Below are 25,149 nucleotides of genomic sequence, written 5' to 3' on the forward strand. Positions count from 1 at the left end.
TCAACCAAGGAGCAATACCATGAAAATGATCTCCCGTTCGGTGCTCGCCGTTGCCGCCTCGCTGGCTCTGGTCGGTGCCGCGCATGCTGCCGATATCGTCGGTGCCGCCAGTGCCAGGACCGATGCCGAGCTGTACGTGGCGGTTGGCGAATCGCAGGTCAATGGCGGCCCGCACCGCGCTGGCAAGGCCGGCATCGGTGTCGGTACCGTGTCCCAGGCCAAGCCGGTGGACTTCCAGGGCCTGAGCGCCTACTCGGCACCCACCACCGTCAATGGCGTGACGGTACGTACTCTGGCCATGCCGATCACCGGCGCACCGGGCAGCCACGCCGGCATGGGCCACTTCAACTTCGTCAAGGTCGGCAGTGGTGATGTCTGGTTTGGCGAATGGTCCAAGGATGGCGCCGCCGGTGGCTTCAACAACCGCCAGGTCTACTTCGTTGGCGACCGCGCCGGCACCACGCTGCCCGCCGGCGTGGCGTCCTACACCGTGGCCGGCCTGAACAAGTTCAACGGCAGCAACCTGCTGAGCGGCACCTTCGACGCCGACTTCGGCGCCGGCACCCTGGATGGTGCGCTGTCCGGCAATGGCCTGACCCTGGCCATCGTTGCCAACATCAACAGTGCCGATGCATCGTTCGCCGGTTCGGCCAACGTCAATGGCAGCGTCAACGGCACCACCCAGGGCCAGTTCTTCGGCGCCAACGCCGCCACCCTGGCCGGCATCGCCACCTTCGCCGGCAACAGCCAGTACGACACCGCCTTCGGCGGCAGCAAGAACTGATTGCCACGCCCCTGACGGGGCAGGGCAGGGACAAGCCGCGATCCGCCAGTCCCTGCTTCGGCCCGCTGCATGCATCACCACGGATCGACCATGCGCCATCCCATCTTCCTTGTGATCCTGTTGCTGGCGGCTGCCGATGTGTGCGCCCAGCAGGATGATCTTCGTCGTGTGCTGGAGCAGGGCAGCGAACTGCGCCACCAGCAGCAGGACCAGCAGCGCCTGCAGCAGGCCGAGTCGGCGCGACCGACCATCACCATCGACGGCCAGACCCTACGCGTGGAGCGCACGGTCGACGATCTGGGCCAGGCGCTGTACCTGTCGCTGCAGCATCAGCAATGGGGTGCAGCGCAGCGCTTCCTGGACGAATACATCGAACTGCCCGGCCACGACCCGTTGCTGCGCCACTACGCGCAGGGCGGCCTGGCGCGGGTGGCCGGCAATCACCACCGCGCGGCCAACGAGTACGAAGCACTGCTGGCGGCGCAGCCGTATTTCCTGCCGGCCCGCCTTGAGCTTGCACGTGTCCATGCCGAGGACCAGCGCGACCGCGATGCGGAGGCGTTGTTCACGGCCATCGCCGGTGGCATCAATGCCGACGACCCCACTACCGCAGGTGTACGCGGACGGGTGGACGCCTACCTGGCCGCACTGCAGGCGCGCAGGCGCTGGAAAGGAGCGCTGGCAGCCGGCCCGGCATGGAGCGACAACATCAACCGCAGCTCGGCCAGCCGCACCTGCCTGTTCGGGGTGGGCGACACCTGCATCATCCAGCGCAATCTTCCCGATGCCCAGCGCGCCATGGGCCTGGACTACGACGGCAACCTGGAGCGTCGCTGGGCATTGGCCGGTCATCACGGCGTCTATGTGCGCGCGCTTGCGTTCGGCCAGGCATGGCGCGGGCACAGCGCCTACAACGAGCTCAATGCGAGCGTGCAGGCGGGCTATAGCTGGCGCAGCGCACGGCATTCCCTGCAGATCGCGCCGAGCTATGACTACCAGGGCCTGGGCAACCGGGCTCTGCAGGGCGGCAGCGGGCTGCATGGCGAATGGCAATATGCATTGGATGCGCGCAACCTGCTCAGGCTGGAGGCCGACTGGAAGCGCCAGCGCTATCGCCAGCGCGGCCTGGCCAGCAATTACGAGGGTGAGCTGGCCGCGGTGTATGCCACCTGGTTCCGTGCGCTCAACCCGCGCTGGACCCTCTTTGCCGGGCTGGACCTGAGTGACAGCCGCGCCGCCAATCCGGCCAACGGTTACCGCCAGCGTGGACTGCGCCTGGGGGCGGCGCGCCAGTGGACGGGCACCACCGCCACCGTGTTCGTGTCGTTGCGCGAGCGCGACTACGATGCGTGGAGCCCGCTGCTGGAGGCGCGGCGTGAGGACGGCGAACAGAACCTGATCGCCGTCGTCCGCAGCGAGCGCCTGGCGGTGGCCGGGCTGGTGCCCAGCCTGAGCCTGCGCTATGCGCGCATCGACAGCAACGTCGGCTGGCTGTACAGCCACGACCGCAGCCTGCTCAGCCTGAAATGGGAACGGGCCTTCTGAACGCGCCGCTGCGCTGCCACGGTGAACGCGCCGTGGCCGCGATCTTCATTCATCATCACGCGCTCTTGTAGCCCGTTTCGCGCATCCTTCGGGTGTTGCGGCAGAGCTGGGCCGCGTGTATCGAGGAGCGCCGGTCGTGCTGGAAGCGGGCAACAAACCAGAGGGCCTGAAAGGGCTGCGTGTACTGGTGGCGGAGGATGAATTCGCCATCGCGATGTTTCTGGTCGACTATCTGGAGCTGAAAGGCGCAGAGGTGGTGGGGCCTGCCGGTGACCTGCAGGCGCTGGGGCGGCTGGTCGATACCCATCCCATCGATGTGGCATTGCTGGACATCAACCTGGGCGGTGAGCAGGTCTATCCGCTGGCCGATCGGCTGGCCGAGACGGGTATCCCCTTCCTGCTGACCTCCGGTTACGACGACAACCTGCCCAGCCGCTTTGCCAGCGCGCCGCGCTGTACCAAGCCTTATCACATCGAAGCGCTGGTGCAGCAGCTGGCCGCGCTGGTGGCGGCGCCGCAGGTCTCTGCGGGCATTGCCTGATTGCGCGGCATGTCGCGCCGTCCTGAAGACATCCACGCCGCCAAGCTGCGTGGCCAGATGCCACCTGCACCGCAGCTGCATGTGCGCCACGATGGCATGGCCGCGCGCATCGCCCGCCACGACTGGTCATCCACGCCGTTGGGTGCCTGCGAGCAGTGGCCGCCCCACCTGCGCGCCACCGTCGACCTGATGCTGGCCCATGGTTTCCCGATGATCGTGCTGTGGGGTGAGCAGCTGGTGCAGCTCTACAACGATGGCTATGCCGAGATTCTGGCCGACAAGCATCCCGGCGGGCTCGGCCAGCCGACCCGCGAGTGCTGGCCCGAGGTCTGGCATATCAATGGGCCCATCTACCAGCGCGTCTGGCAGGGCGAAACCATCACCTACGAGGACAAACTCTATCCCCTGGCGCGCCGCGGGCGGTTGGAGGATGTCTGGTTCACCATTACCTACAGCCCGATCCGTGGCGAGGAAGGGCGCATCAACGGCGTGCTCGTGACCATGTTCGAGACCACAGCGGCGCATGTGGCCCAATCGGCACGCGAGCGCGAAGAGCAGAAGCGGCGGGAGGCGGACCGGCGCCTGGCATTGGCCTTCAAGGTGCTGCCGGTGGGCGTCTGCATTGTCGACACCGAGGGGCGCCTGCAGCTGTCCAACGACCAGATGCGTGCCTACCTGCCCAGCGGCAAGGTGCCCTCCACGGATGAGGTGAACCTGCATCGCTGGCGTGGCTGGCATGCGGACGGCAGCGCCATCGGGCCGGAGGATTTCGCCATCGCCCGTGCGATGCGCGGCGAGACCGTGGTGCCGGGGCTGGAGTTCCAGTATCTGCATGACGATGGGCGCGCGCGCTGGACCCGGGTCGCGGCCGCGCCCCTGCGCGATGGCGACGGTGAGGTCAGCGGCGTATTTGCCATCGCCGTGGACATCGACGATCTCAAGCGTGCCACCGAGCGCCAGTCTGTATTGCTGGCCGAACTGCAGCACCGGGTGCGCAACATCATGTCGACAATCCATGCCATTGCCTGGCGGACCCGCGAGTCGGTCAGCAGCGTGGATGAATACGCTGAACGGTTGTGCGGGCGACTGATGTCGCTGGCGCGCACGCAGAGCCTGCTGACCCGCGGCGCCAATGCCGGGGTCTGCCTGCGTGGCATGCTCGATGAGGAGATCGCGGCGCAGACGCCGGCAGCGGCGGCCTACCGCCTGCAGGGCGAGGATGTGCTGCTGCCGCCGAAGGCGGCCGAAGTACTGTCCCTGGCGATCCACGAGCTGGCGAGCAATGCCCTGCGGCATGGCGCACTGACCCATGAGGATGGCCGGATCGAGGTGACCTGGGATCTGCAGGTTCAGGCCGGCCAGCCATGGCTGGGTCTGCACTGGTGCGAGCGCCATGCCGAAGTGGAGGACTGGGAGCAGCCCCGGCAGCGTGGCCTTGGCCGGGCGCTGATCGAGCAGCGCGTGCCCTACGAACTCGCCGGCAGCGGCGAGCTGCGCTTTGGCCCGCAGGGCCTGGACGCCTGGATCCGCTTTCCGCTGCGCGAGCGAGACAGCCTGCTGCAGACCGATGCTCCCGGCGCGGCGGCGGGCGGTTCCGGCAGGTAAAAGTCCATTTATCCCCAATTGGGCCAAATTGGGCATAATGGCCTCAACTGTCCCCGTCTGGAGCCGTGCCATGACCCTGCCGCTGGATCTGCCTGGCCTCGAAAAGGCCCCCGCGTCGTCGGTGAAGACCCGTGGCTGGCCGAGCCTGATGCGCACCGTGCGCGAGAAGCAGGCGCTGGTCATCACCAACCACAACCACCCCGAAGCGGTGATCGTGGACATCCGCACCTACCAGGAACTGCTGGCCAAGGCCGCTGGCGGCGATGCCGGTGAGCGCAGCGAAGAACTGCTGCGCCTGCGCGGTGAGTTTGACCAGACCCTGGCCAGCCTGCAGCGCGGGGAGGGGCTGGGCAAGGTGCTGGGCCAGCCGATCCGCCGCGGTCGCAAGGTCACCCTCGGCCGCCCGCTCTGACCGATGGGGCGGATCCTGGTGCTTGCCGGCGTCAATGGCGCCGGCAAGAGTTCGCTGCTGGGTACCTGGCTGGAAGCCGAAGGGCTGGGCTGGTTCAACCCCGATTCGTTCACCCGGCGCCTGGTGGAGGCCGGCTGGCCGCTGCCCGATGCCAATGCGGAGGCCTGGCAGGAAGGCACCCGCCGCCTGCGCCAGGCCATGGCTGATGGCACGGACTTCGCCTTCGAGACCACGCTGGGCGGCAACACCATTCCAGGCCTGCTGCGCGAGGCCTGTGAGCAGCATCATGTGGCGGTATGGTTCTGCGGCCTGTCCAGCGTCGAGCTGCACATCGCCCGCGTCGCTGCGCGGGTAGCGGCCGGTGGCCACGATATTCCGGTGGAGAAGATCCACGCCCGCTTCGATTCGGCGCGCGAGAACCTGCTGGACCTGCTGCCACACCTGGCCGAGCTGCATGTCTACGACAACAGCGCTCCCGCCGACGCCGACGGCTGCGTCGAGCCGCTGCCGGTGCTGGCGATGGCGCATGGCCAGCTGCAGTACCCGGTCTCGGTGGCCGAGCTGCTGCATACGCCGGATTGGGCCAAGCCCATCGTGATGCGTGCGATGGAATTGAACACCTCGGATTAGATCCACGCCATACGTGGATACCTTTCACACATCGCGCGAAACCGCGCCGTGCACGACTGCCACCGGAGCTGCGGTTAGACTGACCGCACACTCAAGGAGGATGACATGCACGGACCTGCGACGTTCCGCTCCAGTTCTATCTGCCTGGTGCTTGCCGCGCTGGCGCTGTCCTTCATGCCGACGATGGCCGCGTCGCCTGCCGCCAAGCGACCATCGCCGCCCAGCCTGGTGCAGGCCTTCCACGCCGCCGAAGCCAACCTGCGGCTGATTCCCGGCGGCGACATTGAATCCGACTTCCGCCCGGTTTGGACTGCTGTTGCCGATCTCGATGGCGATGGCCGTGCCGAGGTCGTGTATTTCTACACGTCCGACTATTCCGGCGGCAGCTTCGCCCAAAGCAACGTTGTTGCGGTGATGACGGCGCTGACGGCAAACGATCCGCGCGGCCAGGAGAACCCGAACAGCCTGTCGCCGGTGGAAGCAGAGGACTATGCCGCCATCCGCAGGTATGGCTATGCTGACGACGCGGCTGAACAGATTCCAGGCGCCATCCGTGCCATCCGCATCCAGGGTGATCGCATCGTTGTCGATTTCACTGTCAGTGCCGGCGCGACGGTCTGCGAATGGAAGAGCCCGAACCGCCACGTCTGTCCGCCGGACGGAAACTACACATGGACGCTGCGTTGGACGCCGGGGAAGCTGACTCACATCAGGAAATAGCGCCAGGGAGTGCCGGGCGTATTCGCCCGGCGCCACTGGCCCCGTAGGTCCACGCCAAGCGGGGACCGCGTTCTGCGGCCGGCCTCAGGCCGGCTTCACCTGCTCAGGCTCCGCAGCCTCCGGCAGTGGTGGCAAGGTCGGGTCCACCGTTACCGGTACATCGCTCTTCAACAACGCAGCGGCTTCCCTGTCGCTGCCCACTGCCGGCGGTGAGCCACGCAGCGGCAGGCCGGCGGTCTCCTTCACGAACAGCATGGTCACCAGCCCGATCACCGCCGCGCCCATCAGGTAATAGGCCGGCACCAGCGGGTCGCCGGTACGTTCCACCAGCCACGCGGTCACCAGTGGCGTGGTGCCACCGAACAGCGACACCGACACGTTGAATGCGATCGACAGCGCGCTGTAGCGCACCGGCGTATAGAACAGCGCCGGCAGCGTGGACGGCATCGAACTGGTGAAGCACACCAGTGCCAGGCCCAGCAGCATCAGGCCAAGGAAGATCAGCCCGTCGTTGCCGCTGCCGACCAGCAGCAGGCACGGAATCGCCAGCACCAGCAGCGCGATGCAGGCACCAATGATCATCGGTCGGCGGCCCAGCCTGTCACTGAACAACCCGCCGACGATGTTCAGCGGCATCATCACCAGCATCACGATGATGATCAGCAGCAGGCCCTTGCTCTCGGCATAGCCCATGGTGACGCTGAGGTAGCTGGGCATGTAGGTCAGCAGCATGTAGTCGGTGACGTTGAACACCAGCACCAGGCCCATGCACACCAGCAGTTGGCGACCATGCACCTGGAACAGTGCGCCCAGCCCCGGCCGGTCGTGCTCGCGCTTCTCGGCTTCTTCGGCGAACGCGCGGAACGCCGGGGTTTCCTCCAGCTTCATGCGCATGTACAGGCCGAGCAGGCCCAACGGGCCGGCCACCAGGAATGGAATGCGCCAGCCCCAGTCCAGCATCTGCTCGCTGCTCAGCAGCATGTGCAGCGCAGTGACGGTACCGGCGCCTGCGATGTAGCCGCCCAGCGTGCCGAACTCCAGCCAGCTGCCCATCAACCCACGGTTGCGGTCGGTGGAATACTCGGCGATGAAGGTGGCCGCACCGCCGTACTCGCCACCGGTGGAGAAGCCCTGCACCACGCGCGCCAGCAGCAACAGCACCGGCGCCCAGATGCCGATGCGCTCGTAGGACGGAATCAGGCCGATGGCAAACGTGCCCAGCGCCATCAGGATCATGGTGAACGCCAGCACTTTCTGGCGGCCGTAGCGATCCCCCAGCGGGCCGAACACAAGGCCGCCGAGCGGACGCACCAGGAACGCCACGGTAAAGGTGGCGAAGGCGGCGATCACCTGTGCGGTGGGGTTGCTGGACGGGAAGAACACCTGGCCGATGGTGACGGCCAGATAGCCGTAGACACCGAAGTCGAACCACTCCATGGCATTGCCGAGTGCGGCGGCACCGACGGCGCGCTTGAGCATGGGCGTATCGACGACGGTGATCTCATCGACCTTCAGATGGCGGCGGCGTTTGAACCAGCCGAAATGGGCATGTGCATCGGGGGTGTCCTGCATGGGGGCTCCCTGGGAGGTTTGAAATGGAGAAAACGGCGGCATGCGTGGATGCACGCGCACGGCGAGGCACCGCCGTGTCGGCGGAAGCACGGCAACGGGACCACGACGGCCGCGCGGTCAGCGGCGGGGAATCACAGCGATGCGGGGGATGCAGGCGAAGTGCCTGCGGGCGTCATCCGCCAGGATCCAGCGCGAGGCGATGGATGGGCGGAGCAGGAACATGCGTGGCAAGCGGAGCGCCGGTCGGCAGTGCTTTCCACGTAACAGGTGCGCCCGTCACGTAGTGGGTCGTGTCGATCATCCGTTCATCATAACGGCACGCGCGTGAGCGTGCAGCGAAGCGCAGTTGTCTGCACGCTGTGTTCCATCATGCCTGTTCATCTGCAAAGCAATGATGACGTGCGTTGAACGGAATCTGGTCGTGCTGCTCACATGCCGCCCTCTACGTTGTGGGCGAACGCAACAGAGAAGGAGCATCGCATGACCCGTCGCATTCCCGAAGGTACGCTTGTGGTTGTCGCCGATGGCGGTTCGGCCCGTGTATTCACCAATGTCGGCAGCGATCACCAGCTGGCCTTGAAGCAGGAAGGCGAACTGCGCCTGCAGGACATCAGCGAGCAGGGTGTATCCGGGCAGGGGCCTGCGGGTGCAGTGCCGAAGGACATGTCGGTATCCCAGCTCAACGAGGCGACGTTCGCCAAGCAGGTGGCGGAACAGCTCAATGAGGATGCGTTGAAGAACCGCTATGCACACCTGGTGTTGATCGCTGATCCGACCACGCTGGGACGCATCCGTCCGCTGCTGCACAAGGAAACCCAGGCCCGCCTGCTGGGCGACATCGCCAAGGACCTGACCAACGCGCCGTTGGCGGATATCCAGAAGGCGCTGGCGGCGTAGCGCGGATGCCATTCATGCGCGATCACCTGTCGGCGGAGCCCGACCGCTTGGATGTGGAGGCGCAGGTCGGCTGGCTGCTTCTCGAGTTTGGCGCGCCCTGGTGTGGCCACTGCCAGGCCGCGCAGCCCGCGTTGCAGGCCTTTGTCGAAGCGAACGATCTGCCGCACTGGAAGATCGAGGATGGCAAGGGCAGGCCCCTGGGCCGAGCGTTCAAAGTGAAGCTGTGGCCGACGGTGGTGCTGCTGCACGATGGAGACGAGGTCGCGCGGGTAGTGAGGCCGCTGGACAGCGCGGACCTCATGTCATTGCAGGGCGCGCTTCCCGATTGAGGAGTGAACCGGGCGCAGCACGCGGGGCAGTCGCACTGCAGCATGCGGCGTGACAGGCCCGGTGCTAGCATCCGGCTATCACCTGAATCGATCCAAATGCCGATGCCCACGCTGGACCGTCGTCTCCTGATCGCTGTCGCCGCCACGGCGATGCTCGCTTCCGGCCTGGCTTCGGCCGCGCCTGCCAGAACCGCCGCCGACAAGGCCTACGCATCGGTGGACCCGTTCATCGGCACCGGTGGCGAAGGTCACACCTATCCGGGTGCGACGGTACCGTTCGGCATGGTCCAGCTCAGCCCGGATACGCGTATCCAGCCGCGCGAGAAGGCCTACGGCTGGGCGGCCGGCTACCGCTACGACGACAGCAGCATCGTCGGCTTCTCGCACACCCATTTTTCCGGCACTGGCCATTCCGATCTGGGCGACATCCTGCTGATGCCGTTCACCGGCAGTCCCGGCCTGGAGCGTGGCGATCCCGAGAAGCCGCGCAGCGGCTATGCCTCCCGCTTCCGCCATGATGACGAGAAAGCGGAGCCGGGCTACTACGCGGTCACGTTGGACGATTACAAGGTGCGTGCCGAGCTGACCACCAGTACCCGCGTGGGCGTGCATCGCTATGCGTTCCCCAAGGGCACCGACGCCAAGGTGCTGCTGGACATGCGCACCAGCATGTACGACTACCCGGGCAAGGTGCTGTGGTCGCGGGTGCGGGTGCGTGCCGACGGCACGGTGACCGGCTTCCGCGAGACGCGCGGCTGGGCGCCGGGCCGCCAGCTGTATTTCGCGATGCGCTTCTCGCGCCCGCTGGCCGGGCATGAGCTGCACAACACCGAGCAGGACATCGTCTACAAGGGCTTCCCGCCGCCGGGCGAGAAGGATCCGTCCCAGCGCGCACAGATCGAGGGCCGTCAGCTGGTCGGTACCTTCGCATTCGGCAAGCTGGACGCACCGCTGGTGGTCAAGGTTGCCATCTCGCCGGTCAGCGAGGCCGGCGCCATTGCCAACCTCGACGCGGAAGTGGCCGACTTCGATTTCGACCGCGTGCGTGCGCAGGCGAAACAGGAATGGACGCAGGCGCTGTCGGTGCTCGACATCGATGCACCCGAGCACGCTCGCCGCAGCGCCTATACCGCGCTGTACCACACACTGTTGGGGCCGACGCTGTTCATGGATGCCGATGGCCAGTATCGCGGTTCGGACAATGCCGTGCACAAGGCCGATGGTTTCACGAATTATTCGACTTTCTCGCTGTGGGATACCTACCGTGCGTTGCACCCGTTGCTGACCCTGGTGCAGCCGGAGAAGCGCAACAGCGACTTCGTCAATTCGATGCTGGCCCACCATGAGCACAGCCCCTACGGCATGCTGCCGGTGTGGTCGTTCCATGGCCTGGAAGACTGGTGCATGATCGGCTACCACGCCGTGCCGGTGATCGCCGACGCCTACGTGAAGGGCATTCGTGGCTTCGACGCCGACAAGGCGCTGAAGGCGATGGTCGAGACCGCCAATTACGGCCCCTATGACGGTATCGCACAGTACCGCGAGCTGGGCTACGTACCGATCGACGAGGAAGGTGAAGCGGCCAGCAAGACGCTGGAATACGCCTTCGATGACTGGACCATCGCACGCATGGCGCAGGCGATGGGCAAGGGCGATATCGCGGCGACCTTCGACAAGCGCGCGGCCAACTGGCGCAATGCGTTCGACAAGGACACCGGCTTCATGCGCGCACGCAAGCGCGACGGCAGTTTCCGCACCCCGTTCGACCCCAGCGCCAGCGGCTACGGAACCGACTACACCGAGGGCAACGCTTGGCAGTATTCCTGGTATGTGCCGCAGGACGTGGCCGGGCTGGCGGCAGCGCACGGTGGCAGCGACAAGCTGCTCGCGCGCTTGGACGAGGTGTTCAACGCCAAGGTGGATCCGTCCATCTTCGAGCACATGGAAGACATCACCGGGCTGATCGGCTGGTACGCACATGGCAACGAACCCAGCCACCATGTGGCCTACCTGTACTCGTACGCTGGCCAGCCGTGGCGCACCCAGGCGCGCCTGAAGCAGATCATGGACACCCAGTACGCCGACCGTCCGGATGGCCTGGCCGGCAACGATGACGTCGGCCAGATGTCGGCGTGGTATGTGTTCACCGCGCTGGGCTTCTACCCGGTGGCACCGGGCTCGGGCGAGTACATCCTGGGTCGCCCGTTCCTGCCGAAGACCGCGATGCGCCTGCCCAACGGCAAGACGTTCACCATCGTGGCCGATGGCCTGGATGACAGGCACACCTATGTGGGCAGCGTGAGCCTCAACGGCAAGCCGCTGCAGCGCACCTTCCTGCGCCACGACGAGATCCTGGCCGGTGGCGAGCTGCGCTTCAGCATGCAGGCCGAGCCGAACAAGGACTGGCCGGGGCAGGGCGCGCAGGCGCCGTACTCGATGAGCCGGTGATGCGGGGCGGCGCCGTCCTGCCGCCGCCATTGCCCCGCACCTGGTAGGTGCCAACCTTGGTTGGCACGCGGGAGGTCAGCGGAAACGGAACCGCAACCCCACCCGCGCGCCACCGATCGGGGCGGTATCAATCATCAGGATCGCGCCATGTCGCTGCGCGATCTCGGCCACAATCGCCAACCCCAGCCCGCAGCCATCGCCTTCGCTGCTGGCCCGGTAGAAGCGTTCCGTGACGCGCGTGCGTTCGGCTTCGGCAATGCCGGCGCCGTCATCGTCAACCCATGCCTGCACGCCTTCGGCCTCCTGCCGAACGCCGAGGGTGATTACGCCGGGCACGGCACCGTAGCGCAGCGCGTTGTCCAGCAGGTTGCCCAACGCTTCGCGCAGCAGCTGCGGATCGCCCTGCACCTGCACGCCGTCGTCTGGCCCCTCGTAGCCCAGGTCAACGCCCGCCGCCAACGCACGGTCGGCGTAGCGCTCCACCACCCCGCGTGCCAACGCAGCCAGGTCCATCGGTTGCAGTGGCAGTGCGCTGCCATGCGGATCTTCCGAGCGGCTGAGCATCAGCAGCTGGTTGACCAGATGCTGCAAGCGGGCCAGCCCGGCCAGCGTGCCGGACAGCGCCAGCTGCTGGGCCTGCGGGTCGTGCTGGCGCAATGAACTCTCCAGCTCCACCTGCATCGCTGCCAGCGGTGTGCGCAGCTGGTGCGCGGCATTGCTGACAAAGCGCCGCTGCGCATCCTGCATCGCATCCAGACGCTGCAGCAGCGCGTTGTAGGCCTCTACCGCCGGCCACAGTTCGCGCGGCGCCTCCTGCGCGGGGTCCAACGGTGCCAACGGATCCGGCCGCGGGCTGGCCAGCTTCCGCGCAACCAGGTTGGCATGGCGAGCGGCAGCGCCTGTACCGGACCAGGCCAGCCACGCCGCCAGTGCCAGGATCGCGGCCTGGAAGGGAACGCTGGTCAGCAGCAGCTTGCGCTCCAGCCGGTGGCGTTTGCGAAGCGTCTCAGCCACGCGCAGCCGGATGTCATGGCCCGGTCCGGCGCTGACCACCACCTCGACCATGCGCACGGCCTGACCACGCACACGTGCATCGTAGTAGATGGCGTCGTCATCATTTCCCGCTGCGATTGCGGGGCGGGGCAGGGCTTCGGGCAGGTCGCCATACAGACGCCCACCCTCGGCATCGACCACCTCGCCATGCACTTCGTCGGCGGTGTCCCAGCTGAACATGCGCGAGACGGCTGGGGTGATCTCGATCGAAGCGCGACCATCCTGCACCGTCACCAGTTCGGACAACGACATCGCTGAATCCAGCAGCCAGCGGTCGTAGACCTGGCCGGCATAGAACCGGGCCAGCGCAAATGAACCCACTGCGCTGCACAGCAGCAGCACCAGCAGCGGCAGCCACAGGCGCCTGAGCAGCAGGCCACGCAGGCTGTGCACGCGCTCAGTCACCCACGGCCTCCAGCCGGTATCCAAGCCCACGCAGCATGCGGATGCCGACGCCGGCGCGCGCCTGTTCCAGTTTGCGGCGCAGGCGGCTGACATGCACCTCGATCACCGACAGGTTGGCCTCGTGGTCCCAGCTGTACAGCGCATCGAACAAGCGCTGCTTGGTAACCGTGCGGCCGGGATGCTGCATCAGTGCCTCGACCAGCGACAGCTCGCGCGCGGTCAACTCGATGCGCTGGCCTTCAACCTGCACTTCATTGCGGATGCTGTCGAAGCACAACCGGCCCAATCGCTTCTGCGCCGGTGCATCGCTGCGGCGGCGCGACAGTGCACGCAGGCGGGCTTCCAGCTCACCGAGTGCGAACGGCTTGGCCAGGTAATCGTCGCCACCGCGGTCGAGGCCGAGGATGCGGTCCTCCACACCATCGCGTGCGGTCAGGATCAGCACCGGCAGGGTGGCGCCGTCGTTGCGCAGGCGCGAGAGCAGGTCCAGGCCATCGACGTCGGGCAATGAAAGGTCCAGCACCATCACGTCATACGGTGCGCTGGCCAATGCCGCCGGCGCGTGCAGTCCACGCGAGAGGTGGTCGCACAGATGACCGGCACCCTGCAGGGCGCGGATCAGTCCATCGGCCAGAGCGGCGTCGTCTTCGATCAGCAGGATTCGCATTGCAAGCTTCGTGCAAGGTTGGGGCAAGTTTGGCGCAAGTGCATCACCTTACCGTGACGTGCATGAATTTCTCCTCTCGTCTTGCGGCTGTGCTGGCCACGCTTCTGTGCGCGCCTGCGGCTTCGGCGCTGTCCCTGCAGGAAGCGCAGCGCGCAATGGAAGCACACAACCCGGACCTGCGCGCGGCCGCACTGGAGCTGCGCGGTGTGCAGGGCGATGCGCAGACGGCGGCATTGCGCCCGGCCACCGAGCTGTCGATCGGCACCAGCAAGATCAGCCCCAAGCATGGTATCGGCCCTGGGCGCTGGCAGGACAAGCGGGTGGACAGCACCGTGGGCCTGGGCTTGACCTGGGAACGTGGTGGCAAGCGCGCACTGCGCATCCGCCAGGCCGACGCGCTGCTGGAAGTGGCCGGGCTGGAGATGCTCGATACCCGGCGCCGCCAGCAAGTGGCGCTGCATGAAACCTATTTCGGCCTGAAGGGCGCGCAGGAGCGGGCGCAGATTGCCGAGGCCAACCGCCAGAGTTCGGCCGAGCAGATGGCGGCGGCGGACAGGCAGGTCGCGACAGGGGCGATGGCACCGGTGGATCGCGCGCGGCTGGCGGTGGACGATCTCGCCGTAGCCGACGCGGCGCGCGAGGCGGCCCTGGATCTGCGCGATGCACGGCATGCGCTGGGGCTGCTGCTCGGCCGCGACGACAGCCACGACCTCAGCGCCGATGATCCGTGGCCAGACCCCGCGGGCAGGGTCGATACGCGTGCGTTCGACCCGCAGCAGCGTGCCGATCTGCGCGCGGCACGTTCGCGCCTGGCCGCGGCCGACGCCGGTGTGGCACTGGCGCGCAGTGAGCGCCATCGCGACATCCAGCTGGGTGTGGAGGCCGAGCGCGAGCCGACCGACATCAGCGGCGTCACCTGGGGTGTGTCATTGACCATTCCGCTCGGCGGCCCGTCACGTGCACGCGGCGCGATCCAGCGTGCCGAGGCCGACCGTGACAGCGCCGCGCTGGAGCTGCAGGTACTGCAGCGCGAAGCACGCGCCGAGCTGGACCAGCTGCAGGCCAGCGCGCAGTCCGCCGCACAGCGCCGCAGCGACTATGAGGGACTGCAGTCCGACGCCGCACGCAAGGCGGTGCAGGGCATCGAACTGGCGTACCGGCGCGGCGCCGCCAGCCTGACCGATCTGCTGGATGCGCGCCGCAGTTGGCGCGACTTCGAGGCCGCGCTGATCGAGGCGCGCGCCGACCATGCCATTGCCCTGGCGCGCTGGGAAGCGGCCACATCCGTTGCTGAAGGAGAGTCCCGATGAAGTCCCCCGTCGCCCATCGCCCGCGGGCGCGACACGGCGTGCTGCCGGCCTTGCTGGCGCTGGCCCTGCTGGGCGGCTGCGGCCGTGAGCCGGCGTCCTACACCGAGGATGCGCCGCAGATCAGTGCCGGCCAGATCCAGTTTCCTGCCGGCAGTCGCCAGCTGGACGTGCTGCGCAGCGAGGCGGTGACCGCCGGCGCCAGCGCCAGCCTGCAGCTGCCGGGCCGGGTGGTCTGGGACGAGACCCGTTCCAGTGCACTGCGCACGCCGTTGCCGGGGCAGGTGGCGCGCATCGAGGTGCAGCCGGGCCAGAAAGTGAAGGCCGGCCAAGTGATTGCCTGGATCACCTCGCCCGAGTTCGGCCAGGCCCAGGCGGAGGGCGTGCGTGGCCGCGCCGTGCTGCAGCAGGCGCGCAAGGAGCTGGAGCGCATCCGCGAGCTGCATGCGGTGGGTGTGGCGTCGGGCCGCGAACTGGACGAGGCCGAGGCCAACTTCGCCGGCAGCCAGGCCGATCATGCGCGTGCAACCGCCTTCGCCAAGGCATATGGCAACGGCCAGCGCGTCGACCAGCGCCTGCCGCTGCGCGCGCCCATTGATGGCGTGCTGGTGGAGCGGCGGATGAGCCCGGGCATGTCGGTCAGCCCGGACAGCGAACAGCCATTGGCGGTGATTGGCGATCCGGACCGCCTGTGGTTGCTGCTGGATGTTCCCGAGAGCCTGGCCGGACGCATGAAGGCGGGCATGCAGGCGAGCGTACCTGGTGCCGATGGCCAACTGCTGCAGGCGACCCTGCAGCACGTGGATGACTTCGTCGACAGCGAACGGCGCGTGGTGCAGGCGCGCGCGGAGCTGGACAACCGCGCACGCGGCTTCAAGGCGGGGCAGTACGTGCGCGCCCAGGTGGCGTTGCCGGCCGAGGGCGGTGTCTCGCTGCCCGATGCGGCCGTGCTGCTGATCGACGGCAAGCAGGTGGTGTTCGTGGAGGAGGACAAGGGACGCTACGTGCGCCATGCCGTGCATGCCGAGGAACTGGGCGATGGCCGCCTGTGGGTGCGTGAAGGGCTGGCTGCGGGCAGCAGGGTGGTGGTCGAGGGCGGCCTGCTGTTGCAGCAGCTGGTCGACAGCGCGCCAGCCGCCGCCAGCACCGGCACGGGGCACGCGGCCCCATGATCGATCGCCTGATTGCCTATTGCCTGCGCCAGCCGCTGATGGTGATGCTGGCGCTGCTGTTGTTCATCGGCGCTGGCATTGCCGCGTTCCGCGTGCTGCCGGTGGAGGCCTTTCCGGATGTGTCCGATACCCAGGTGACGGTGGTGTCGCTGCACCCCGGCCGGGCCGCCGAAGAGGTGGAACGCGAAGTTACGATGCCGCTGGAAGTGGCCTTGTCCGGCATTCCGCATTCGGTGCGGGTGTTCTCGCATACCCAGTTCGGCCTGTCGATGATCATCCTGACCTTCGACGACAAGGCCGACGACTATTTCGCGCGCCAGCAGGTGCTGGAGCGCCTGCAGGGGGTGGAGCTGCCGGAAGGGGTGACCCCGGAACTGGAGGCGATGAGCTCGGCGGTAGGTGAGATCTACCGCTATGTGCTGAAAGGCCCGCACATGACGCCAACCCAGCTGCGCACCGTGCAGGAATGGACGATGGAGCGCAGTCTGCGCACCGTACCCGGGGTGGCCGATGTGATCAGCTTCGGCGGCTTCGCGCGTACTTTCCAGGTCAAGCCGGACCTGGACAAGCTGCGTGACCGCGGCATCAGCCTCGGTGAATTCGCCGAAGCGCTGGAGAAGGGCAGCTCCAATGCAGGCGGCGGCTATGTGGAGCGCGGCCAGCAGCAGTTCCTGATCCGCGGCGTGGGCCTGATGCGTTCGCCCGCCGACATCGGCAACGTGGTCGTGGAGCAGCGCGGGGGCACGCCGATCCTGGTGCGCGACCTGGCCGGCATCGCCGACACCGGCCTGCCCCGGCAGGGCCTGGTCGGCCAGGACGGCAATGACGATGCGGTGTTCGGCATGGTGCTGATGCGCAAGGGCGAGAATCCGTCCGACGTGCTCGACGCCCTGCATGCGCGCATCGCCGAGATCGAGGCCAACCAGCTGCCGCACGGGGTCAGCATCGAGCCGTTCTACGACCGCTCGTGGCTGGTCTCGACCACGCTGAAAACCGTCTTCAGCAACCTGCTGGAAGGCGCGGTGCTGGTGTTCCTGGTGCTGTGGCTGTTCCTGTACAACGCCCGCGCCGCACTGATCGTGGCGGCGATGATGCCGCTTGCGCTGCTGTCGACCTTCCTCGGCCTGCACCTGTGGGGCGTGCCGGCCAACCTGCTGTCGTTGGGTGCGATGGACTTCGGCATCATCATCGATGGCGCGGTGATCGTGACCGAGCACATCGTCTCGCGATTGTCGAAGCTGCCCCCTGCGGCCGACCGGAAGACACGGTTCTCGACCATTCTTTCAGCCGCATCGGAAGTGGGGCGGCCGACGTTTTTCTCGATGCTGATCATCATCGCCGCACACATTCCGATCTTCACCCTGCAGCGCCAGGAGGGCCGCATGTTCGCGCCGATGGCTTATTCGGTGACCTCGGCGTTGATCGGTGCCTTGATCCTGGCGCTGACCGTGGTGCCGTTGTTCTGCTACTGGTGGCTGCGGCGCGACCGCATGCGCGACGGCAATCCGCTGATGGACCGCCTGACCGGCTGGTACCGGCCGATCCTGGAGCGCGCTCTGGCCCGCCCGCGTGCGGTGGTACTGACCGCGGTTGCGCTACTGGTCGGTACGCTGGCGCTGGGCACGCGGCTGGGTTCGGAGTTCCTGCCCGAGCTGGACGAGGGCTCGATCTGGCTGACCGCCACGCTTGACCCCAGCACCAGCCTGGCCGAGGCGCAGCAGCAGTCGCGGCGCATCCGTGAGCTGGTCGGCACGTTCCCGCAGGTATCGACGGTGGTGGCCAAACTGGGGCGCCCGGAAGACGGCTCCGATGCCAAGGGCGCGAACCAGATCGAGGCGCTGGTGGCGTTGAAGCCGGAGAAGGAATGGCCGAAGGGCGTGGACAAGCGGCAGCTGGTCAGCGACCTGCAGCGCACGCTGGAGCAGCGCATTCCAGGGCCGGAGTTCTCGATCTCGCAGCCGGTGCGCGACAACATCCTGGAGAGCATCTCGCAGATCAAGGGCCAGGTGGTGATCAAGGTCAGTGGCTCGGATCTGGACGTGTTGAACCAGCAGGCGCAGGCGATCCTGGGCCAGGTGCGTAGCGTGGAGGGCGTAGAGAGTGCCTTCATCGACCGTGACGGCTCATTGCCGCAGCTGCAGATAGAGATTGACCGCGAGCGTGCTGCACGCTATGGCCTGAACGTGCGCGACATCGACGAGGTGATCGAGACCGCACTGGGCGGGCGCCAGGTCGGCGAGCTGTGGGAGGGTGACCGCAGGTTTCCGATCACGCTGCGCCTGGACGATGCCGACCGTGACCTGCAGCGGCTGCGCACGGTGCCGGTCGGCATCGGCGATGGCCACACGGTGACGTTGTCCGAGGTGGCCGACTTCCGCATGGCCAGCGGCGCGATCAACATCTCGCGCGAGAACGCACAGCGGGTCAAGGCGGTGAGCATCTTCATCGCCGGGCGTGACATGGGCAGCGTGGTGGCCGACATGCGCAAGCGCGTGGACGCCAGCGTGCAGTTGCCGGAAGGCTACCGGCTGGAATGGTCCGGGGAGTTCGAGAACCAGCAGCGTGCGATGAAGCGGCTGGGCTGGGTGATCCCGCTGTCGGTGCTGATCATCTTCGTGCTGCTGTTCGATGCCTTCAAGGACATCAGCAGTGCGGCGCTGATCCTGGCCAACGTGCCACTGGCGATGATTGGCGGCATCCTCGCCCTGTGGTTGACCGGCATCCCCCTGTCGGTGTCTGCGGCGATCGGTTTCATTGCATTGTTCGGGCAGGCGGTCCTGAACGGGGTGGTGATGCTCAGTCGATTTGCCCAGCTGCGCGAGCAGGGCATGGACTTGCTGCAGTCGGTGGTGCAGGGCTCGCTGCAACGCCTGCGCACGGTGCTGATGACCGCACTGCTGGCGATGTTCGGCCTGCTGCCGATGGCGACCTCGCATGCCATTGGCGCCGAGACCCAGAAGCCGCTGGCGGTGGTGGTGATCGGTGGCCTGCTGTCGGCGATGCTGCTGACCCTGCTTGTACTGCCCACGCTGTACTACTGGGTGCATCGCCGCCGCGAGGCACGCACGGGCTGACGGCGATATCTGGTTCTCCGCCCGGTAGAGGCCAACCTTGGTTGGCACACGGCGAAGCGCCCACCAAGGTGGGCGACTACCGGTGTGCGACGGCCGCGAACTACACCATCCCGCCATTGGCGCGCAGCACCTGGCCGTTGATCCATCCGCCATCGGCACCGGCCAGGAACCCCACCGCACCGGCGATGTCCTCTGGCGTACCCAGCCGCTCCAGAGGGTTCATCTTCGCCAGCCGCTCGATCAGTTCCGGCGACTTTCCGTCCAGGAACAGGTCGGTGGCGGTCGGGCCGGGCGCCACTGCATTCACGCTGATGTTGCGCCCGCGCAGCTCCTTGCTGAGGATCGCGCCCATCGTCTCCACCGCCGCCTTGCTGGCGGCATACACGCTGTAGTTCTCCAGTCTGATGCCGACCACGCTGGTGGACAGGGTGATCAGCCGGCCACCGTCGCGCACCCGTCGCGCGCTCTCGCGCAGCACGTTGAAGGCGCCCTTGAGGTTGATGCCGATCACCCGCTCGAACAGGGCGTCGTCGGTATCGGCCAGCGGCGCCAACTGCAGCACGCCGGCACTGTTCACCACTACGTCGATACCGCCGAAGCGCGCCTCGATGGCATCGAACAGCTGCCGCACCGCCTGAGGATCGGCGACATCGGCCTGCAGCGCGATGGCCTGCGTGCCGGCTGCGCTGAGCTCGGCCGCCAAAGCTTCGGCGTCGTCGCGGCGCCCCGCATAGTTGATCGCGAGCGCGTGGCCATCGGCGGCCAGGCGGCGGGAGATGGCGGCGCCGATGCCACGGGAGCCGCCGGTGACCAGGGCGACAGAGCGGGCGGGGGAGAGGGTCATGGTCGGTTCCAGCGGGCGCGCCGGAGTGGCGCAGGGCCATCTTCGCGATATTGCCTTTTCGGATAATCCTGCATAATCCGTCAACATCATCCGGACAGCCGAACAATGGATCGTTTCACGGCCATGCGCGCCTTCGTCCGCATCGTTGAGCGCCGCAGCTTCACCCGGGCCTCCGAGGACCTGGGCCTGCCGCGGGCCACGGTGACCGACGCGATCAAGTCGCTGGAACAGCGTCTGGGCGTGCGCCTGCTGCACCGGACCACCCGGCTGGTGGTGCCGACGCTGGAAGGCGAGGCCTTCTATGGCCGTTGCCTGCGTCTGATCGCCGACATGGACGATGCCGAGGCCGCGTTCCGTGACGCGCCGCCACGCGGTCCGTTGCGCATTGAAGTGCATGGCACGCTGGGCCGGCACCTGCTGTTTCCGCATTTGCCGGAATTCCTGCAGCGCTACCCGGAGATCGAACTGGACGTCAGTGAAGGCGACCGCTATGTCGACCTGCTGCGCGAAGGCGTGGATGCGGCGTTGCGGGTGGGGACGCTGGCCGACAGCGATCTGGCGGCGCGCCGGTTGACGATGCTGCGCGAGGTCACGGTGGCCGCTCCGGGTTATGTGCAGGCGCACGGCCTGCCCGATACCATTGACTCGCTGGAGCAAGGTCATCAGATGGTCGGCTATCGCTCCAGCGCCACCGGCCAGCTGATCCCTCTGGAGTTCCAGCAGGCGGGACAGGTGCGTTACGTGCCGCTGCCGGCGCGGGTGCGTGTTTCCGGCGCGGATGCATTCCTTGGGGCCGCGTTGGCGGGCCTGGGCATCATCCAGGCACCGCGCTACCGGATGGACCCGTATATCGCGCGCGGGCAGCTGGTCGAGCTGTTGCCTGAGACGCCGCCGACGGCAAGCCCGTTGAGCCTGGTCTGCCCGCGCAACCGCACGCCGTCGCCACGCTTGCGGGTGTTCATCGACTGGGTGGCCGGGGTGTTCGAGCAGACCGGGGTTGCCGGCCAGCGGCCGGCACTACCGGAGCGGCACGCGAAGCTGTCCGGCCGCAGGGGGTAGCGCCGGCCGCTGGCCGGCATCACAGTGCTGCCAACGGCCCCTGCATGCGATGGAAACTGCCATCGGTGGCGGTGAACCAGGCCAGCGAACGCCCGCCGACGAAGTCATCGACATGCACGACCGTTGCGCCATCGGCTTCCTGCCACGAAAGGGCATAGACCCCTTCGCTGATCTGTTGCCACTCGCAGGCGGCTTCGCCCTGCGCACCGGCATAGGCGCCGGAGAGGATGGCGTACTGCACGTGGCGGCCATCGGCGCTGTAGACATTGTCGGCGGCCAGGCCGTCATAGCTGACGCGGAAGCGGCGGCCGGCGAACAACGGCAAGGCGGGAGCTGTGTTCATCGGATCGCCACCGGATTGATGTTGACCTGGGTCGAGCCGACGTAGAGGGGCTGGCCGAGCACGAACAGGAATTCCCAGGCCTTGTCGCGCACCAGGGCACGGCTGTCGATCAGCTCCAGGTTGTAGATGCCGCGCTTGGCCAGCATGTACTGGTTGATCGGGAACTCCTCGGCACCGTTCGGGTTCGGGTAAACCTCCGAGGCCCAGGTGTCGCCACCGAAGGCGACGATGCCCTGGTCGGCCAGCCACTTCGCGGCCTCCATGCCGATACCCGGCTCCACTTCCAGGAACTGCGTGTTGTCCTTGCCGATCAGTTCCAGCCAACCGGTGTTGAACAGCACCACGTCGCCCTTGCGCAGGCTCAGTCCCTGCTTCTTCAGCACGGCCTGGATGTCGGCCACGGTGAACTCGGTGCCGCCGGGCACGATCGCCTTGCCGTAGTACGCGGTCATGTCCAGCACGACGCCGCGGGTGACCATCGGCGGTACCTTCTCGACGCCGAGCTTGCGCACACCGTCCACGGTGACGAAGTCGGCGGCCTTGTTGCCGTTGTAGTAGACGTTGTCGATGCCGATATGGCCGATGCCGTTGAGCTGGGTGCCAACGCCGGTCCAGGCGTTCACCAGTTCATCGTTGAAGGTGAACTTGTTGGGGCCCAGCGACTTGCCGGCCTGCTGGCCGACCTGCACGTTGTACAGGCGGAAGCTGCGGTGGCGGAACGCGGGCAGGTTCTTGTCCACCGGCACCGCCAGCGGATAGGTCTTGCCGGTCCTGACCAGCGAGACCGCGTGCTTGACCACGTCAGCGGTGAGCAGGTTGGCCGCGCCGATCTCGTCGTTGGCGCCGTAGGCAGAGGGATACCACTCCTCGGCGGTGGCCTGGAAGGACAGCGGCAGGGTGGCCAGCGCAAGCGCGGCCAGGGTCTTCATCTTCATGGCAAAGCTCCGGTAACTGTCAGGCCGTCGCGGTGGCGCCGGCATGGGCCGGGAAGTGCGGCAGCACGTACTCGGCGATTTCGTGGAAGGTTTCGGCCAACGGCCGTTCGTTGCGGCGGAACTGCAGGCCGATGTGGTCGACACCGGCCGCCTGCATGGCGTGCAGCTCGGCCAGCAGGGCGATGCGGCCGCCACGCAGGCCGAAGCGCCAGCGCTGCAGGGGGGCGTCGGCATCGTCCACCAGGTCCAGGTGGATGAAGCTGGCATACGGCTTGTTGCCGGCCACGGCGCGCCACGCCGCCACGCGTTGCGCATGGTCCTGCGGCGCGCCCGGGTAGGCCAGGCAGCCATCCATGTGCTGGCCGATCCATGCTGGTTGCTGTTGGGCCAGGCCGGCCACGAACAACGGCAGGGCCGGGCCATCGGCGGGCAGCACGACCAGGCCCTGCGGCAGGTGCGCGGCGGCGCCTTCGCGCAGCAATGCGATCTGCTCGCGGAAACGGCTGCCACGGCTGTCGAAGTCGCGACCGAACAGCGGGTACTCCACCGGGCGGTCGCCACTGGCCACGCCCAGCAACAGGCGGTCGCCGCTCAGCCGCTGCACGCTGCGCGCCGACTTCAGGGTCAGCAACGGCTCACGGATCGGCAGCACCACCGCACCGGTGCCCAGCAGGATGTCATTGGTGATGCCGGCCAGGTAGCCGAGGTAACTGAATACCTCGAACACCTGCGCCGCATCGCCGAAGGCCGGGTCGTACACCGGCACGTCGCGTACCCACAGCGCACGGAAGCCGAGGCGGTCGGCCAACCGTGCCAGTTCCGCATGGCGCTGTAGGTCCGGTTCACCGGGCAGGCGTCGCGCGGCGCGTCGTGCCTGTTCGCCCAGCGGCGTCCAGTCATTGTCCAGCGGTGCTTCGATGCCGATGCTGAAACCACCGGCCTGCAGCCGCGCCAACGCACTGCCCATGGCCAGGCTCCTCAGTCCCAGGCCGGGGCCAGGCCCGGCGGATCGACTTCGCGGCCGTTGCGGTCAAGTGCAGCGATCGCGGCCATGTCATCGGCATCCAGGTGCAGGTCCTGGGCGAGCAGGTTGCTGGCCAGATTCTCGCGCTTGGTCGAGGACGGAATGACCGAGTAACCCCGCTGCAGCGCCCACGCCAGCGCGACCTGGGCCACGGTGGCCTGGTGCTTGTCGGCGATGGCGGCCAGCACCGGATCCTTCAGTACCTTGCCGTAGGCCAGGGTCATGTAGGAGGTCACGGTGATGCCCTGGTCCTGCAGGAAGGCGGTCAGTGCCGGGTTCTGCAGGTACGGGCTCAGTTCGATCTGGTTGGTGGCGATCTCGGCGGCACCGACCACCTCGATGGCCTGCCGGGTCAGCTCGATGTTGAAGTTGGACACACCGATCTGGCGGGTCAGGCCCAGCGTCTTGGCTTCGGCCAGCGCGGTCATGTACTCGCGCAGTTCAACGCCATTGCCCGGCGCCGGCCAGTGGATCAGCAGCAGGTCGACGTAGTCGGTGCGCAGCTTCGCCAGGCTGTCGCGCAGGCTCGGGATCAGCTTGTCGGCGGCGTAGTTGTCCACCCAGATCTTGGTGGTCAGGAACAGCTGGTCGCGCGGGACGCCGGATTCGGCGATGGCCTGGCCGACTTCGGCTTCGTTGCCATAGATCTGCGCGGTATCGACTGCACGGTAGCCAACGTCGAGGGCGTTGCGCACCGAGTCGATGACGGTCTGGCCGGTCAGGCGGAAGGTGCCGACGCCAAAGGAAGGAACGCTCATGATGGACTCCAGGGACTTCGTTGAGAGCCGGTGGGCTCGGGACAGGGCGAAGTGTGGGCGCTTTACATTTGTTGATTAAGCCGTGTATACGGGAAACGCTTTTGCGCCGAGGTAAAAAATGAAAACCACCCTGGATGAGCTGAAGGCCTTCGTGGCCGTGGTCGACAGTGGTTCGATCACGGCGGCGGCCGAGGCGCTGGAACTGACCATCTCGGCCACCAGCCGCACCCTGGCGCGGCTGGAGGACAAGCTGCAGACCACGCTGCTGCGACGGACCACGCGGCGGCTGGAACTGACCGAGGAAGGCGCGGCGTTCCTGGAGTACGCGCGTACGATCCTGGCCACGGTGGACGAGGCCGAGGAACAGATGGCCGCGCGGCGGCTGCAGCCGGTCGGGCGCCTGCGCGTGGACGCCGCCACGCCGTTCATGCTGCACGTGATCGTGCCGCTGCTTGAGGGGTTCCGTGAGCGCTACCCGCAGGTGGAGCTGGAGCTGAATTCCAATGAAGGCATCACCGACCTGATCGAGAAGCGCACCGACGTAGCATTCCGCATTGGCGTGCTGCGCGACTCGACCCTGCATGCGCGGCCGATCGGCCACAGCCGCATCCGGGTGGTGGCCAGCCCCGAATACCTGCGCCGCCAGGGAACGCCCACGCGCGTGGAGCAGCTGCGTGAGCACGACCTGCTGGGCTTCACCCAGCCCAGTTCGTTGAACGAATGGCCGCTGCAGGATGCCGATGGCGGGCCTTTCGTGATCGAGCCGGCCATCGCTTCATCCAGTGGCGAGACACTGCGGCAGATGGCGGTAGCCGGGCTGGGCATCGCCTGCCTGTCTGATTTCCTGACCCGCCAGGACCGGCGTGATGGCCGCCTGGTGCAACTGTTCGCCAGGCAGACGCAGGAAGTGCGGCAGCCGATCAACGCGGTGTACTACCGCAACACCGCGCTGGCCGCCCGCATCACCTGTTTCGTCGACCACGTGACGCAGACGCTCGGTCAGCGTCCGTTTGACGAATAGAGAT

23 protein-coding genes are annotated in these 25,149 nt (G+C 67.1%); 15 read left to right on the forward strand and 8 right to left on the reverse strand.

Translation table 11 applies throughout. The annotated features are described in order from the left end of the window. The first annotated feature begins 19 nt into the window (after positions 1-19). The 7 genes from AC5P6S_RS06055 to AC5P6S_RS06085 all read left to right on the forward strand — a co-directional run bounded on the left by AC5P6S_RS06055 (position 20) and on the right by AC5P6S_RS06085 (position 6,237). A complete protein-coding gene (locus AC5P6S_RS06055) occupies positions 20-784 on the forward strand; it encodes a Slam-dependent surface lipoprotein (RefSeq protein WP_024956511.1) in 765 nt (254 codons plus the stop codon). A gap of 90 nt (positions 785-874) precedes the next feature. Beyond that, positions 875-2,329, forward strand: a complete 1,455-nt coding sequence (locus AC5P6S_RS06060; protein ID WP_495204520.1) for a surface lipoprotein assembly modifier — start codon at positions 875-877, stop codon at positions 2,327-2,329. A 136-nt stretch (positions 2,330-2,465) separates the two neighbouring features. After that, a complete protein-coding gene (locus AC5P6S_RS06065) occupies positions 2,466-2,870 on the forward strand; it encodes a response regulator (protein ID WP_005413624.1) in 405 nt (134 codons plus the stop codon). Between the two features lie 9 nt (positions 2,871-2,879). Next, positions 2,880-4,475, forward strand: coding sequence for a sensor histidine kinase (locus AC5P6S_RS06070; protein WP_005409859.1), 1,596 nt, complete (start codon positions 2,880-2,882; stop codon positions 4,473-4,475). Between the two features lie 70 nt (positions 4,476-4,545). After that, positions 4,546-4,887, forward strand: a complete 342-nt coding sequence (locus AC5P6S_RS06075; protein WP_005413623.1) for a type II toxin-antitoxin system prevent-host-death family antitoxin — start codon at positions 4,546-4,548, stop codon at positions 4,885-4,887. 3 nt (positions 4,888-4,890) lie between these two features. Beyond that, positions 4,891-5,517: an ATPase gene (locus AC5P6S_RS06080; RefSeq protein WP_033835046.1), complete on the forward strand. Its 627-nt coding sequence runs from the start codon at positions 4,891-4,893 to the stop codon at positions 5,515-5,517. Positions 5,518-5,622: 105 nt separating this feature from the next. Further along, positions 5,623-6,237, forward strand: a complete 615-nt coding sequence (locus AC5P6S_RS06085; RefSeq protein ID WP_495204521.1) for a hypothetical protein — start codon at positions 5,623-5,625, stop codon at positions 6,235-6,237. 84 nt (positions 6,238-6,321) lie between these two features. On the opposite strand, the gene proP is transcribed toward AC5P6S_RS06085, so the two are convergent. Further along, positions 6,322-7,809 carry a glycine betaine/L-proline transporter ProP gene (gene proP, locus AC5P6S_RS06090; RefSeq protein WP_044570299.1) on the reverse strand — a complete coding sequence of 496 codons (1,488 nt, stop codon included), beginning with the start codon at positions 7,807-7,809 and terminating at the stop codon, positions 6,322-6,324. A 480-nt stretch (positions 7,810-8,289) separates the two neighbouring features. Between proP and AC5P6S_RS06095 the strand changes: the two genes are divergently transcribed. The 3 genes from AC5P6S_RS06095 (at position 8,290) to AC5P6S_RS06105 (ending at position 11,483) form a co-directional block, all read left to right on the forward strand. Beyond that, entirely contained in the window at positions 8,290-8,706 is a 417-nt protein-coding gene (locus tag AC5P6S_RS06095) for a host attachment family protein (protein ID WP_005409854.1), read from the forward strand. Between the two features lie 5 nt (positions 8,707-8,711). Continuing rightward, positions 8,712-9,035, forward strand: a complete 324-nt coding sequence (locus tag AC5P6S_RS06100) for a thioredoxin family protein (RefSeq protein WP_012480421.1) — start codon at positions 8,712-8,714, stop codon at positions 9,033-9,035. Between the two features lie 96 nt (positions 9,036-9,131). Continuing rightward, on the forward strand, positions 9,132-11,483 hold the full coding sequence (locus AC5P6S_RS06105) for a GH92 family glycosyl hydrolase (protein ID WP_012480420.1): 2,352 nt from the start codon (positions 9,132-9,134) through the stop codon (positions 11,481-11,483). 75 nt (positions 11,484-11,558) lie between these two features. On the opposite strand, the gene AC5P6S_RS06110 is transcribed toward AC5P6S_RS06105, so the two are convergent. Then, on the reverse strand, positions 11,559-12,941 hold the full coding sequence (locus AC5P6S_RS06110) for a sensor histidine kinase (protein WP_099561434.1): 1,383 nt from the start codon (positions 12,939-12,941) through the stop codon (positions 11,559-11,561). Next, positions 12,934-13,608, reverse strand: coding sequence for a response regulator (locus tag AC5P6S_RS06115; protein ID WP_005413615.1), 675 nt, complete (start codon positions 13,606-13,608; stop codon positions 12,934-12,936). Before AC5P6S_RS06115 ends, AC5P6S_RS06110 begins: the two co-directional genes overlap by 8 nt. 62 nt (positions 13,609-13,670) lie before the next feature. Between AC5P6S_RS06115 and AC5P6S_RS06120 the strand changes: the two genes are divergently transcribed. Genes AC5P6S_RS06120 through AC5P6S_RS06130 form a run of 3 tightly spaced genes read left to right on the forward strand, consistent with a single transcriptional unit; the run spans position 13,671 to position 19,161 of the window. Further along, positions 13,671-14,918, forward strand: coding sequence for a TolC family protein (locus tag AC5P6S_RS06120; RefSeq protein ID WP_495204522.1), 1,248 nt, complete (start codon positions 13,671-13,673; stop codon positions 14,916-14,918). Next, a complete protein-coding gene (locus AC5P6S_RS06125) occupies positions 14,915-16,087 on the forward strand; it encodes an efflux RND transporter periplasmic adaptor subunit (protein WP_060380258.1) in 1,173 nt (390 codons plus the stop codon). The genes AC5P6S_RS06120 and AC5P6S_RS06125 overlap by 4 nt, the downstream gene beginning before the upstream one ends. Next, a complete protein-coding gene (locus AC5P6S_RS06130) occupies positions 16,084-19,161 on the forward strand; it encodes an efflux RND transporter permease subunit (RefSeq protein WP_495204523.1) in 3,078 nt (1,025 codons plus the stop codon). The genes AC5P6S_RS06125 and AC5P6S_RS06130 overlap by 4 nt, the downstream gene beginning before the upstream one ends. A 100-nt stretch (positions 19,162-19,261) precedes the next feature. Here AC5P6S_RS06130 and AC5P6S_RS06135 read toward each other — a convergent pair whose 3' ends face one another. Continuing rightward, a complete protein-coding gene (locus tag AC5P6S_RS06135; protein ID WP_076740055.1) occupies positions 19,262-20,005 on the reverse strand; it encodes an SDR family oxidoreductase in 744 nt (247 codons plus the stop codon). Between the two features lie 105 nt (positions 20,006-20,110). Here AC5P6S_RS06135 and AC5P6S_RS06140 point away from each other — a divergent pair, with 105 nt between their 5' ends. Then, complete coding sequence (locus tag AC5P6S_RS06140) at positions 20,111-21,064, forward strand: LysR family transcriptional regulator (RefSeq protein ID WP_495204524.1); 954 nt, start codon at positions 20,111-20,113, stop codon at positions 21,062-21,064. A gap of 19 nt (positions 21,065-21,083) precedes the next feature. Here the strand turns inward: AC5P6S_RS06140 and AC5P6S_RS06145 are convergent, their stop codons facing one another. From AC5P6S_RS06145 to dkgB, 4 genes are read right to left on the reverse strand one after another with little or no spacing between them, the layout of a single operon-like run. Further along, positions 21,084-21,407, reverse strand: coding sequence for a MoaF-related domain-containing protein (locus AC5P6S_RS06145; RefSeq protein ID WP_012480409.1), 324 nt, complete (start codon positions 21,405-21,407; stop codon positions 21,084-21,086). After that, a complete protein-coding gene (locus AC5P6S_RS06150) occupies positions 21,404-22,342 on the reverse strand; it encodes a cyclase family protein (RefSeq protein ID WP_005413604.1) in 939 nt (312 codons plus the stop codon). Before AC5P6S_RS06150 ends, AC5P6S_RS06145 begins: the two co-directional genes overlap by 4 nt. Positions 22,343-22,361: 19 nt before the next feature. After that, on the reverse strand, positions 22,362-23,309 hold the full coding sequence (locus AC5P6S_RS06155; RefSeq protein ID WP_062607185.1) for a TIGR03571 family LLM class oxidoreductase: 948 nt from the start codon (positions 23,307-23,309) through the stop codon (positions 22,362-22,364). A gap of 11 nt (positions 23,310-23,320) precedes the next feature. Beyond that, positions 23,321-24,124: a 2,5-didehydrogluconate reductase DkgB gene (gene dkgB / locus AC5P6S_RS06160; protein WP_099561431.1), complete on the reverse strand. Its 804-nt coding sequence runs from the start codon at positions 24,122-24,124 to the stop codon at positions 23,321-23,323. Positions 24,125-24,242: 118 nt separating this feature from the next. Between dkgB and AC5P6S_RS06165 the strand changes: the two genes are divergently transcribed. Continuing rightward, positions 24,243-25,145 (forward strand): LysR family transcriptional regulator, encoded by a 903-nt coding sequence (locus AC5P6S_RS06165; protein ID WP_005413602.1) that lies wholly within the window; start codon positions 24,243-24,245, stop codon positions 25,143-25,145. Positions 25,146-25,149: the final 4 nt, after the last annotated feature.

This window comes from Stenotrophomonas sp. YJH_SMC_119 (genome assembly GCF_059368315.1).

Coding starts and splice junctions, on each gene's coding strand:
- AC5P6S_RS06055 (WP_024956511.1), top strand. CDS start 20: ATGAAAATGATCTCCCGTTCGGTGCTCGCCGTTGCCGCCTCGCTGGCT.
- AC5P6S_RS06060 (WP_495204520.1), top strand. CDS start 875: ATGCGCCATCCCATCTTCCTTGTGATCCTGTTGCTGGCGGCTGCCGAT.
- AC5P6S_RS06070 (WP_005409859.1), top strand. CDS start 2,880: ATGTCGCGCCGTCCTGAAGACATCCACGCCGCCAAGCTGCGTGGCCAG.
- AC5P6S_RS06075 (WP_005413623.1), top strand. CDS start 4,546: ATGACCCTGCCGCTGGATCTGCCTGGCCTCGAAAAGGCCCCCGCGTCG.
- AC5P6S_RS06080 (WP_033835046.1), top strand. CDS start 4,891: ATGGGGCGGATCCTGGTGCTTGCCGGCGTCAATGGCGCCGGCAAGAGT.
- AC5P6S_RS06085 (WP_495204521.1), top strand. CDS start 5,623: ATGCACGGACCTGCGACGTTCCGCTCCAGTTCTATCTGCCTGGTGCTT.
- proP (WP_044570299.1), bottom strand. CDS start 7,809: ATGCAGGACACCCCCGATGCACATGCCCATTTCGGCTGGTTCAAACGC.
- AC5P6S_RS06095 (WP_005409854.1), top strand. CDS start 8,290: ATGACCCGTCGCATTCCCGAAGGTACGCTTGTGGTTGTCGCCGATGGC.
- AC5P6S_RS06100 (WP_012480421.1), top strand. CDS start 8,712: ATGCCATTCATGCGCGATCACCTGTCGGCGGAGCCCGACCGCTTGGAT.
- AC5P6S_RS06105 (WP_012480420.1), top strand. CDS start 9,132: ATGCCGATGCCCACGCTGGACCGTCGTCTCCTGATCGCTGTCGCCGCC.
- AC5P6S_RS06115 (WP_005413615.1), bottom strand. CDS start 13,608: ATGCGAATCCTGCTGATCGAAGACGACGCCGCTCTGGCCGATGGACTG.
- AC5P6S_RS06120 (WP_495204522.1), top strand. CDS start 13,671: ATGAATTTCTCCTCTCGTCTTGCGGCTGTGCTGGCCACGCTTCTGTGC.
- AC5P6S_RS06125 (WP_060380258.1), top strand. CDS start 14,915: ATGAAGTCCCCCGTCGCCCATCGCCCGCGGGCGCGACACGGCGTGCTG.
- AC5P6S_RS06130 (WP_495204523.1), top strand. CDS start 16,084: ATGATCGATCGCCTGATTGCCTATTGCCTGCGCCAGCCGCTGATGGTG.
- AC5P6S_RS06135 (WP_076740055.1), bottom strand. CDS start 20,005: ATGACCCTCTCCCCCGCCCGCTCTGTCGCCCTGGTCACCGGCGGCTCC.
- AC5P6S_RS06140 (WP_495204524.1), top strand. CDS start 20,111: ATGGATCGTTTCACGGCCATGCGCGCCTTCGTCCGCATCGTTGAGCGC.
- AC5P6S_RS06145 (WP_012480409.1), bottom strand. CDS start 21,407: ATGAACACAGCTCCCGCCTTGCCGTTGTTCGCCGGCCGCCGCTTCCGC.
- AC5P6S_RS06150 (WP_005413604.1), bottom strand. CDS start 22,342: ATGAAGATGAAGACCCTGGCCGCGCTTGCGCTGGCCACCCTGCCGCTG.
- AC5P6S_RS06155 (WP_062607185.1), bottom strand. CDS start 23,309: ATGGGCAGTGCGTTGGCGCGGCTGCAGGCCGGTGGTTTCAGCATCGGC.
- dkgB (WP_099561431.1), bottom strand. CDS start 24,124: ATGAGCGTTCCTTCCTTTGGCGTCGGCACCTTCCGCCTGACCGGCCAG.
- AC5P6S_RS06165 (WP_005413602.1), top strand. CDS start 24,243: ATGAAAACCACCCTGGATGAGCTGAAGGCCTTCGTGGCCGTGGTCGAC.